Source organism: Streptomyces ochraceiscleroticus (assembly GCF_000720485.1).
Taxonomy (GTDB): Bacteria; Actinomycetota; Actinomycetes; order Streptomycetales; family Streptomycetaceae; genus Streptomyces; species Streptomyces ochraceiscleroticus.
Map to the genome: position 1 here is coordinate 65,008 of NZ_JOAX01000009.1, position 10,257 is coordinate 75,264.

Genomic DNA, 10,257 nt, shown 5'->3' on the forward strand with positions numbered 1-10,257 from the left:
CGGGGTCGGGAAAGGGCACGGTCAGGGAAGGGTGCGGCATGTCCGGAACACAGCAAGAGGACGCGGCACCGGCCGACAGCGAACCGCGCCATCGGTGGACGCACACGGCGAAGGTGATCGTCAGCAGCCTCTGGTTCCCGGCGCTCTTCTTCTTCGGCTTCCTCTTCTGCTACCTGCTCGCCTTCCACAACCCCACCCCGCACGACATCCGGGTGGCCGTGCCCGCCCCGGCGGCGACCCAGGTACAGAAGACGCTCGACAAGGCCGTCCCGGACGGATTCGAGGTGAAGCCCGTATCGGGCGGTGACGCCGCCCTCCGCAGCGCGGTACGGGACCGCCGTGCCGCCGGCGGCTACCTCCCGGATCCGGCCCACCCCGCCCTCTACACCGCGAAGGCCGGCGGCTTCGAGATCGAGGCCGTGCTGCAGCAGGTGTTCACGCCGATCGCCGAGCGGGGCGGGGCCCGGCTCAAACAGGTCGAGCTCGCGCCCACCGCGCCCAAGGACGGGATGGGCACCAGCCTCTTCTACCTCTGTCTGGGGCTCACCATCCCGTCGTACATCATGGTGATGATGATGCTGCGGGCCACCGGCCTCAGCCGCTGGAAGAAGGTCGTCACCTTCGTCGTCTCCGGCGCCGTGATGGCCGTGGCCGCCTTCTACATCTCGCTCGCGATGGACTGCATCGTGGACCGGCCGATCTGTCTGCTCTATATGTTCATGCTGAGCCTGGCGGTCTCGCTGACCTGCTACGGGCTGGTGCCGTTCGTGCGGCAGTTCTTCCCCGGCGTGGCCATCGTCGTCTTCGTGCTGCTGTCCATGCCGGCCAGCGACGGGGCGATCCCGGTCGCGATGGTGCCGGCCTTCTTCCGCTGGCTGCATCCGTACATGCCACTGGGCAATCTGGTCGACGCGCTGCGCAACGAGATGTACTTCGGCGGCGCGCAGCTCTTCCGCCCGCTGCTGGCGCTGAGCATCTGGATCGCCGTCGGCATCGTGCTCATCTGCATCGGATTCTTCTGGGAACGGCACCGGGTGAACGTGGCACGCTCCGACGGGGACGCGGAACTGACCGCCTCGGACCTGGAGGAATCGGTCGAGGACCCGACATTCGAGATGCCGCACCCGATGCCGGTACGCACCTCCACCCACTACATCGGGGCCTCCGAGCCGTTGCTGGCCGGCCGCATCCGGGACACCCAGTCGCAACCGCTGCACGGTGTACTGATCACCGTGACCACCACCGACGGACGGCAGCTCACGCGCACGCGGACCGATGAACACGGCGAGTACAAGCTGACCGGGCTGCCGGAGGGCTTCATCAACGTCATCGCCGGCGGGCCGCGCCGCATCCCGTCCATCAAGCGGGTGTACATCAGGTACGGGAGCCTCGCCCATCAGGATTTCGTGCTGCGACCGCGGCCGCAGGACCCGCCTCCTGGCGGTGGAGGAGTCTCCGCTCCGGCGACGTAAGGAATTGGTGAAGAGTTCCCGTCGTACGATGTCCTTCGGAATACCCACCCGAGTGGGCAAGTTCTCTCCGCACGTACGGCACACGCTCATCGGCGTAATCACCGATGCGTACTCGGCGAGCCCGCCACTCTTCCCGCTTCCGGAGGTCCCAGGTAATGCCCCAGACGATGGCCCATCGACGCACAGGCGGGATAGTCCTCGTCCTCGCCTTCGCCGGCATCGCGGTCGCGGTGATGCAGACGTTGCTCGTGCCGGTCATCAAGGACCTGCCCACCCTGCTGAACACCGCGCCCACGAACGCCACCTGGGTCATGACGGCCACCCTGCTCGCCGGTGCCGTCGCCACCCCGATCATGGGCCGGCTCGGCGATCTGTACGGCAAGCGCCGCATGCTGATCACCAGCCTCGCGGTCATGGTCGGGGGATCGCTGGTCTGCGGGTTCACCAGTGAGCTCCTCGTGATGATCGTCGGCCGTGCGCTCCAGGGCTTCGCCATGGGCGCCATTCCGCTCGGCATCGGCCTGATGCGTGACGAGCTGCCCCGCGAGAAGCTCGGTTCGGCCCTGGCCCTGATGAGCTCCTCCATAGGCGTCGGCGGCGGGCTCGCGTTGCCGCTCGCCTCCCTGGTCGCCCAGCACGCGGACTGGCACGCGCTGTTCTTCGGCGCCGCCGGCCTGGGCGTCCTGGCGATCCTGCTCACCCTGGCGGTCGTGCCGGAGAGCGGCGTCCGGGCCGAGGGCCGCTTCGACGCCGTCGGCGCGCTCGGTCTCTCCCTCGGTCTCGTCCTGTTCCTGCTGCCGATCACCAAGGGCAGCGACTGGGGCTGGAGTTCGGCCACCACGCTCGGCCTCTTCGCCGCCGCACTGGTCGTCCTCGTCCTGTGGGGCCTGATGGAACTGCGCATGAAGGCCCCGCTGGTCGACCTGCGCACCACCGCGCGCCGCGAGGTACTGCTCACCAACCTCGCCTCGATCACGGTCGGCGTCGCGTTCTACGCGATCTCGCTCGTCCTGCCGCAACTCCTCCAGCTGCCGACCGCCACCGGCTACGGCCTGGGCCAGTCCATGGTCGTCGCGGGGCTGTGCGTGGCGCCGCTGGGGCTGACGATGATGTTCACCGCGCCCGTCTACGCCCGTCTCTCGGCGCGGTACGGTCCGAAGCTCACCCTCATGCTCGGCATGCTGATCATCGCGGTCGGTTACGGCGCGGGGCTCGGCCTGATGAGCGCCGCGTGGCAGACCATCGTCATTTCGGTCGTCGTCGGCGCCGGTATCGGCCTTGCCTACTCCTCCCTCCCGGCCCTGATCAACGGCGCTGTCGACCCGTCCGAGACGGGCGCGGCCAATGGACTCAACACCCTGATGCGTTCGATCGGTACGTCCGTGTCGAGCGCCGTCATCGGCATGGTCCTCGCCAACACCGCCCATCACGCGGGGCCGGTGGCGGTGCCGACCATGCAGGGCTTCCGCATCTCGTTCCTCATCGCCACCGGGGCGGTCGCCCTCGGCCTGCTGTTCGCGGTCTTCCTGCCGCGCAGCCGGACGGTGTCCGCACCGCAGCTCCTGGCCAGCAGCGAAGAGGCAGCCGCGCCGGAGCGGGACACCCGGGCAGTACCGATGACACCGGGGCCCCGCGCCGGGTTCCGCGGGCGCGTCCTGGACCCGGCCGGTGCACCCGTCACCGGTGCCAGGGTGGCGCTGATCGACCCGCGTGGGCGCCGGGCCGGTACCGCGCTCACCGACCACGACGGCCGCTACTCGGTCGCCGTCCCGGACGGCGGCGCGTACGTACTGGCCGCCATGGTCGCCGGCCACTCCCCGCGCGCGTCGTCGGCGGTGCACCCCGGCGAGGACCGCCCGGTCGAGGTCGACCTCGTCCTCACGACCGCGGCGGCGGAGCGCCGCACCGCGGTACAGAGCTGAGCAGTCCGGCTGTCAACCGAGTGGTCAGCCGAGGACGAGCGGGAGCTTCTCGGCCGGCTCGCCCAGTTCGGCGCGCTCCGCATCGGTCGGGGCGCGCCGTCCGGTACCGACCAGCAGCGCGTCCTGGTCCGAGAACGACGCGGGGAACGTGGCCCCGGCGATCTGCTCCAGCATCTCGCGGGACCGGGCGAGCCCCTCAGCAGGGGGTTCGGGCACGTCCGGGAGGTGCGCCATCAGGTCGAGGTGGTGCAGTGTCCACTCCAGTACGTACGCGGTGAGGTAGTCGCCCGCGGTGAGGACCATGTCCTGGGTGCTGACCCGGAGATCCGGGTCGGCGAGTGCGGCGGCGCGGCCGGCCGCGGAGCCGACGTCGTCGAGGTGGAACTTGAGCAGCCCGGGGTCCTCGTACGCGGCGGCCAGCCGGACGGTCAGCGCGTCCAGGGGGTCGTCGCCGGTCGGCGGCGTGTCGGCGACGTTCCAGTAGGTCACCGCGTCGTGGGTCGGCTCCGTTTCGGCCGGGGTCACGAGAGTGATCAGGACGTCCTGCGCGTCGATGACCAGATGGCACACCAGGTCCCGCACGAGCCAGCCGGTACAGCCGGACGGCCGCCCGAAGTCCTCGTCCGAGAGGCCGGCGACCGCCGTGCGCAACGCCGTCCAGGTGCGTGAGAAGAGATCCACCTCGGCACGGTAGTGCGGTGCCGAGGCGGCGTACAAGCGCATTTGGACGGCCGGGTCGCGCATCCGGATGGTGTCCGAACCGGTCAGTCCCGCGTCGCGTTCCGGTGGGCGGCGGCCGCGTCGCGCCCGGTCGCCAGGTGCCGCGTCACCAGCTTCTCGACCTGCGCGACATCCCGGTCCGCGAGGGCCTCGTAGAGCTCCTCGTGCTCCTTCGCCATGGCCATGAGGTCGTCGTGCTGCCCCAGCAGCCAGCGCATCCTGCTGCGCAACGTGCGCTCCAGCTCGTTCAGGAGCTCGTTGTCGGCCAGCGATGTCACCGTCTCGTGGAAATCGGCCGCCGCCCGCCGGGCCCGTACCGCGTCGCCCTCGCGCGCCGCCGCCAGCTCGGCGTCGAGGTCCGCGCGGAGCCTCGCCAGCCCGGCGCGGGTACGCCGCTGGGCGGCGAGCCGGAACGCCAGCATCTCCAGTGCCGACCGCACCTCGTCGAGATCGGCGATGTCCGTCGGCGCGAACTCCCGCACCACGGCCCACGTCCGCGGCCGCGGCGTCACCAGCCCCTCATTCACCAGTGCCTTCAGAGCGTCCCGGATCGGCAGCCGGCTCACCCCGAGCTCCGCTGCGAGTTCCCGTTCGACCAGCTTGCTGCCCGGCTCGCGGACACCGTCGATGATCTCGTCACGCAACTGCCGGGTGACCCGCTCCGACTCGGGCTCGAACCCTTCAGACCCTGTCATACCCCCAATTCTCTCATCGGCCCGCACTGCGCCCGGCACCCCGCTGGGGCCGCGGGCGGCGGCGCTCGGGTGTCCCGGGCTCCCGGGCGTCGAAGCGTGCGCGCGTTACGTCAGCTCGCCATCTCGGGCGACCACCCGGCCGCCGTGTACCACCATGTCCCGTGCCGGCATGTCCACCACGATCTGCGGTACGCACTCGCCGCGGAGCAGGAGGAAGTCGGCGGGGGAGCCGGGGGACAGGTCGGCGCGGGACAGGTGCAGCACGTCGGCGCCGCCGTGCGACCCCGCCTCGTAACACCCCGTCAGCTCCGCGTCGAGACGGTCGTCCCGGACCCAGCCGAGCAGATGCGCGCGGTGCAGCATGTCGGCGTTGCCGAAGGGGCTCCATGCGTCGCGTACCCCGTCGGAACCCAGCCCGACCCGCACGCCGTGCTCCTTCAGCCGGGCGATCGGCAGGACCAGCTCGCCGCTCGGCGCCACGGTCGTCAGCGCGATGTCCAGGTCGCCGAGGTCGGCCGCCACCCCGGCCAGCTCGGCGTCGGACAGGCCCGGCAGGCAGAACACATGACTTACCGTCACCTTTCCCCGCAGCGACAGGGCACGGGTGCGGTCGATGATGCCGCGCAGCGCCGTGAGGCCCTTCTCGCCCCGGTCGTGCAGATGGATGTCCACGCCGATGCCGTACCGGTCCGCGAGGCCGAAGACCAGGTCGAGCTGCTCGTCCAGCGCCTGGTCGAAGCCGATCGGGTCGATCCCGCCGATGAAGTCCACGGTCCCGCTGCGTGCCGCCTCCCGGAGCAACGCCGCCGTACCGGGCGTGCGGATGACACCGTGCTGCGGAAACGCAACGATCTGCACATCGAGTGCGTGCCGCAGCCGCTCGCGCGCGGCAGCGACGCCTTCCACGCAGGTCAGACCGTAGGCGGGGGCGATGTCGGCGTGCGCGCGCATGGCCCGTGTCCCGCGGGTCACGGCGTGCGCCATCAGCCCGTACGCCCGCTCGGCGACGGACCGGCTCTGGCGCTGGAACAGCTCCACGTCCTGGGCGGCGTAGTCCGCGATGCTGCTCGCCGGCTTGCGCGACTCCCAGCTCCCGCCCCACGTCGTCTTGTCGGGATGGATGTGCGCGTCCACCAACGCCGGCAGGGCGATGCGGCCGCCACAGTCGATCACCTCGGCGCCCTGGGGGGCCCGCCGGTCCGTGATGCGGCCGTCGACGACGGTGAGGTCCACCGCGTGCTTCGCCCCGAAGGGCCGCACGTCACGGAAGACCACCGGGCGCGCGGCCCGCTCACGGTCCGCTGCCCGCGTCGGCGGTACGGCCGCGGAGAGTACGGCGCCGGAGCCCGCGAGCGAGGCGGCACCCGCGAGAACACCGCGCCGGGAGGGCTGGGAGAGCGGAGGCGTCATGGGAACTCCTTCGGTGGTACAGCCGGTGGGGGAGGGGCGGTAGTACGGGAAGTGGCAGTACGGGGCCCGTGCGCCCCGCGGCCGCCGGGCGAGGCGGCGGCGGAGCACACGCGCCAAGGAGTTGCGTCTACAGCGGCAGCCCCGCGCGCACCACGCGGTGCGGCTTCTTGAGTACGGTGACGTCGGCGAGCGGGTCGCCGTCCACCACGATCACGTCGCCCGCGAAGCCGGGCGCCAGCCGCCCCGCCGTCCGCTCCACACCGAGCAGCCGGGCGGCGCCCGTCGTGGCGGTGCGGATCGCGTCGAGCGCCGACAGGCCCGCCGCGCGCATCAACTCCACTTCCCGGCCGATGGGTTCGACCTCGCCGCCGGAGGAGTCGGTGCCCGCGGCCAGCGGGACGCCCAGCTCGTGCGCGGTACGCACCGCGTCCTTGAGGACCGGCAGATACGTGCGGCCGCGCTCGGCGAGCACCGGGTCGGGCGAGTCGGCCATCCCCGCGATGGGGGTCAGCGTCGGCGTGAAGTACGTCCCCCGGCGCCGCATCTCGTGCAGGGTGCGCTCGCCGACGAACACACCGTGTTCCAGCGACCGGATCCCCGCCCGCACCGCGTCGTCGCAGCCGCGCTCGCTGTAGCTGTGGCACAGCACGCCGTTGCCGCCGCGCCGCGCCGTCGCGACGATCTCGGAAAGCTGCTCGTACGAGTACACCTGGGTCAGCGGGTCCTGATCCGGCAGACCGGCGCGCTCGTTCACCCGCGTCTTGATCACGTCGGCGCCGCGGGCGAGGTTCACCTGGACGACCCGGCGCAGCGCCTCGGCCGACCGCACGCCGTTCTTCAGCCGCGCGAGCGGCGTGAGGTCCGGGTCCGCGAGCACCGTGTCACCCAGGTCGGGCGTGACGAAGACACCGGCGGCCCGCAGCCGGGGCGCCAGCTCGGGTGCCTGGCGGGCCAACTCCCTTACGGCGATGTCCTGGTAGAAGTTGGTGGAGCCGCTGCGCGCGCTGGTGGCACCCTTGCGGACCGCGTCGCGCGCCTCGCCGGCGGTGTTGAGGTGGATGTGCGCGTCGACCAGACCCGGCAGCACCCAGCGGCCGTGCGCGTCCAGGCGCGGCGCACCGGCGGGCACCTCGACCTGCGCCCGGGCCCCGGCGGCCCGCACCACACCGTCGCGGATCACCACGACGGCGTCCTCGGTGACGTCACCGGTCGCCGGGTCGAGCAGGGTGCCGCCCTCGACGACCAGGTCGCCGCCGCGCTGCGCGCTCCGCGCCGCCCCGGCGGCCGATTCCCGCGCCGGGGCGGCAGCGGCGCCCGGAGCCGCCGAGAGGGCGGCGGCCGTGCCGGCCAGGGCCGCGGCGCCGGCGAGCACACCACGGCGGGTGACCCGGCTGGGCGGGGGCGGGACGGACTCGACACACATGGCGGGCTCCTCAGTGCTGTGCGTACGACAGTGCTTTGCGTGCAACCGAGTGCCATTTGGTATCCCAAATTTGAGCACCGGGCAAGGCTGCCTACTGATTGCTGTCCATGTGTGGGGTGAGATGGGGTGATTGCCACTGCCTCGCTTCCGCGACTTGGTATGCCATCGCGCGCGGTCGCCCCGCAACGGATTCCGTTGTCTTGTCCGCACCCTTCCGGCAAACCCCCGCGGCTGCGATCGCGGACCGGACCGGGCAGCCGGAGGCCCACGGGATCGATCACATACCCGACGGCGAGCGCCACGGCCGTCCCCGGGAGCTCTTCTCGGTGTGGGCGGCTCCCAACGTGAGCTATCTGAGCCTGGTCGTGGGTGCCGCATTGGTACTGATGGGCCTCACACTCGTCCAGGCGCTGGTGGTGATCGCCGTCGGCAACCTGCTGTGGGTGCTCACCGGCTGGCTGATCTCCGCCGCGTGTCTGGCACTGAACTGGTCCGCCGCCTCCGTGGCCGGCATCGGGCTCGCCGGGCGGCTCGGCGCGCCGGACAGCCGGGTGATCGACGCGGTGATCATCTGCGCGATCGCCGCGGTCACCCTGGTGGTCCGGACACGACGCCGCGCGGTGAGCGCCGTTGAGGTGGACGCCGCGCCGGAAGCCTGACCGCCGCGGCTTCTCAGGTCGGATTGAGCCCGTTGGCTTTTCAGGTCAGATTCAACCCGCCGTCGAACACGATGACTTCGCCGGTGAGATAGGCACTGTCGATCACCGACGCCACCAGCCCGGCCACGTCGGCGGGCTGGGCCGGGCGGTGCATCGGCGCGCGGTCCCGCCACAGCTCGTGTGCCTGCGCCCAGTCCTTCGTCATCGGGGTGTCCACCAGTCCGGGGGCCACCGCGTTGACCCGCACCTCGGGCCCGAGCGCGGCCGCGAGCAGCCGGGTCACGTGATTCAGCGCGGCCTTGCTCGCCGCGTACGGCACCGACGAGCCCTTGGGGCGCACCCCGGCGTGGCTGGTGATGTTTACGATGCTGCCGCCGCCGGGGGACCGGCGCAGCGCCGGAAGTGCCGCTGTGCACAGTACCCATGGCGCGATCAGGTTGACCTCCAGCAGTTGCCGCCAGTCCGCTGGTGTCGCCGCGGCCAGATCGTCGTGCGGGATCGGCCAACTGATGCCCGCGTTGTTCACCAGCACGTCCAGCCGCCCGTACCGGCCGAGCGCCGCGTCGACCAGCCCCCGGGCCTCCTCCTCCACCGCCAGATCAGCCCGTACGTACGCCCCGCCGAGCTCCGCCGCCAGCGCCTCCCCGGCCTCCGCACTGCGCCGCGAGTGCACGACGACCCGCATCCCGTCCGCCGCCAGCCGCCGTGCGACGGCCTCCCCGATCCCCGACGTCGACCCGCTGACCAGGGCAACGGGCCGATCCGCTTGCTGCATCGTCATGCCGGTGATCTTGTCACGGCCCCGGCCGGGGCCACCGTCCTGGCGTCGCGGTGGCCGGTACCCGTCCCTTATGGCGGCGGAGTACCCACCTTCATCGCCATCTGCGAGAAACCCTCTCCCTGACCGAAGCCACCGTCCATAGGCTTCCCCGTGCCAGGCGAGCGGCGGCCGCTTTCCTCGTGACTCACCGAACGGTTCACCGGAGGGACGTGACGACATGCAGCGGACAGCAATCGCCGCAGCGGTGGTATTGGCGGTGGCACTGCTCGGAGGGTGCGACCGGGCGGAGGGCGAGGACCGGGCCGTCGGGTGTGCGCGGTTCGCGCTCGCGGTGTCCGACGCCATAGGGGACCTGGAACACGCCGTACTGGAGTCCGCCCTCGACCGCCGGGCGGACGCCGCGGTCGATGCGCTCGACGCCGCGGTCGCCGAGCTCACGAAGCGGTCGTCCGGCGCGGAGGTGCAGGAGGCCGCCACCGCGGTCGGCGAGGCGACGGCCGAGGTACGCACGGCCCTGGCCGAGGACCGTAAACCCGACCTGGGACCGCTGCGCAGCGCCGGCCTTCAACTCATCCGGACATGCCCCAACGGGATCAACACGGGCCGTCCGCCGTCTTGATCGACAGGTCGTACTGGACGATCGAGGTTCCGCCGGGGACGAAGACGCTGCCCGAGTCGGAGATCTTCTGTTTGACGGTCATGCAGTGGGCGTATTCGCCCTCGTCCGTGGCGATGTCGTAGTTCCCCGCGCCTTCGTTCTCCTCGTCGTATCCAACGCCGGCGCCGTCCGCGTCACCGGGGTCCGCGGAGGAGACATCGAGGTCCTGCCAGGGGCCGTCGTCGTCGGCCGCGGTCTTCAGGGCTTCCGCGATCAGTGCGGAGTAGTCGCCCGCGTCGTCGACATGCGGTTCCGACTCCAGGTCGGCGGAGGCGCGGCCTATGGCGGTACGGACCTCGTCCTCGTTCCATGAGTAGCGGTCGGCATCCTGAAGGGCCGAGAAGCCCTGGTAAGCCATGATCGCGGCGATGATGAACGCGATGGGCATGAGGGATTTGTTCCGCTTCCGGGCGATCAGCCCCAGCCCGACCAGCGCGGCCGTCAGGATGAACAACAGCACAGCATGCCGGTCATGTGGTCATACCCCTGAATGGATCGATCTTCGGGCGCATGTCTA

At 71.3% G+C, this 10,257-nt stretch carries 10 protein-coding genes; 4 read left to right on the forward strand and 6 right to left on the reverse strand.

The window, feature by feature from the left end:
• Nucleotides 1-38 precede the first annotated feature (38 nt).
• Together IG84_RS0113865 and IG84_RS0113870 are read left to right on the forward strand one after the other, a co-directional pair.
• A complete protein-coding gene (locus IG84_RS0113865) occupies nt 39-1,472 on the forward strand; it encodes a carboxypeptidase regulatory-like domain-containing protein (protein ID WP_051861698.1) in 1,434 nt (477 codons plus the stop codon).
• A 155-nt stretch (nt 1,473-1,627) separates the two neighbouring features.
• Nucleotides 1,628-3,394 (forward strand): MFS transporter, encoded by a 1,767-nt coding sequence (locus IG84_RS0113870; RefSeq protein WP_031055760.1) that lies wholly within the window; start codon nt 1,628-1,630, stop codon nt 3,392-3,394.
• A 24-nt stretch (nt 3,395-3,418) separates the two neighbouring features.
• Here the strand turns inward: IG84_RS0113870 and IG84_RS0113875 are convergent, their stop codons facing one another.
• From IG84_RS0113875 to IG84_RS0113890, 4 genes are all read right to left on the reverse strand, one after another.
• Nucleotides 3,419-4,075: a maleylpyruvate isomerase N-terminal domain-containing protein gene (locus tag IG84_RS0113875; protein ID WP_031055762.1), complete on the reverse strand. Its 657-nt coding sequence runs from the start codon at nt 4,073-4,075 to the stop codon at nt 3,419-3,421.
• 83 nt (nt 4,076-4,158) lie between these two features.
• Nucleotides 4,159-4,809: a GntR family transcriptional regulator gene (locus tag IG84_RS0113880; RefSeq protein WP_031055763.1), complete on the reverse strand. Its 651-nt coding sequence runs from the start codon at nt 4,807-4,809 to the stop codon at nt 4,159-4,161.
• 105 nt (nt 4,810-4,914) lie between these two features.
• A complete protein-coding gene (locus IG84_RS0113885; RefSeq protein ID WP_031055766.1) occupies nt 4,915-6,219 on the reverse strand; it encodes an amidohydrolase in 1,305 nt (434 codons plus the stop codon).
• Between the two features lie 127 nt (nt 6,220-6,346).
• Nucleotides 6,347-7,642 (reverse strand): amidohydrolase family protein, encoded by a 1,296-nt coding sequence (locus IG84_RS0113890; RefSeq protein WP_031055769.1) that lies wholly within the window; start codon nt 7,640-7,642, stop codon nt 6,347-6,349.
• Between the two features lie 200 nt (nt 7,643-7,842).
• Between IG84_RS0113890 and IG84_RS42215 the strand changes: the two genes are divergently transcribed.
• Complete coding sequence (locus IG84_RS42215) at nt 7,843-8,301, forward strand: cytosine permease (RefSeq protein WP_031055771.1); 459 nt, start codon at nt 7,843-7,845, stop codon at nt 8,299-8,301.
• Nucleotides 8,302-8,341: 40 nt separating this feature from the next.
• Here IG84_RS42215 and IG84_RS0113900 read toward each other — a convergent pair whose 3' ends face one another.
• Entirely contained in the window at nt 8,342-9,082 is a 741-nt protein-coding gene (locus tag IG84_RS0113900; RefSeq protein ID WP_031055774.1) for an SDR family NAD(P)-dependent oxidoreductase, read from the reverse strand.
• 217 nt (nt 9,083-9,299) lie between these two features.
• Between IG84_RS0113900 and IG84_RS0113905 the strand changes: the two genes are divergently transcribed.
• Nucleotides 9,300-9,701, forward strand: coding sequence for a hypothetical protein (locus tag IG84_RS0113905; RefSeq protein WP_157848874.1), 402 nt, complete (start codon nt 9,300-9,302; stop codon nt 9,699-9,701).
• Here the strand turns inward: IG84_RS0113905 and IG84_RS0113910 are convergent.
• A complete protein-coding gene (locus IG84_RS0113910; protein WP_157848875.1) occupies nt 9,676-10,194 on the reverse strand; it encodes a hypothetical protein in 519 nt (172 codons plus the stop codon). The genes IG84_RS0113905 and IG84_RS0113910 overlap by 26 nt on opposite strands.
• Nucleotides 10,195-10,257: the final 63 nt, after the last annotated feature.

Bases quoted from the DNA above. Each gene is read 5' to 3' on its own strand.
- IG84_RS0113905 (WP_157848874.1), top strand. From the start codon at position 9,300: ATGCAGCGGACAGCAATCGCCGCAGCGGTGGTATTGGCGGTGGCACTG.
- IG84_RS0113885 (WP_031055766.1), bottom strand. From the start codon at position 6,219: ATGACGCCTCCGCTCTCCCAGCCCTCCCGGCGCGGTGTTCTCGCGGGT.
- IG84_RS0113865 (WP_051861698.1), top strand. From the start codon at position 39: ATGTCCGGAACACAGCAAGAGGACGCGGCACCGGCCGACAGCGAACCG.
- IG84_RS0113880 (WP_031055763.1), bottom strand. From the start codon at position 4,809: ATGACAGGGTCTGAAGGGTTCGAGCCCGAGTCGGAGCGGGTCACCCGG.
- IG84_RS0113870 (WP_031055760.1), top strand. From the start codon at position 1,628: ATGCCCCAGACGATGGCCCATCGACGCACAGGCGGGATAGTCCTCGTC.
- IG84_RS0113890 (WP_031055769.1), bottom strand. From the start codon at position 7,642: ATGTGTGTCGAGTCCGTCCCGCCCCCGCCCAGCCGGGTCACCCGCCGT.
- IG84_RS0113900 (WP_031055774.1), bottom strand. From the start codon at position 9,082: ATGACGATGCAGCAAGCGGATCGGCCCGTTGCCCTGGTCAGCGGGTCG.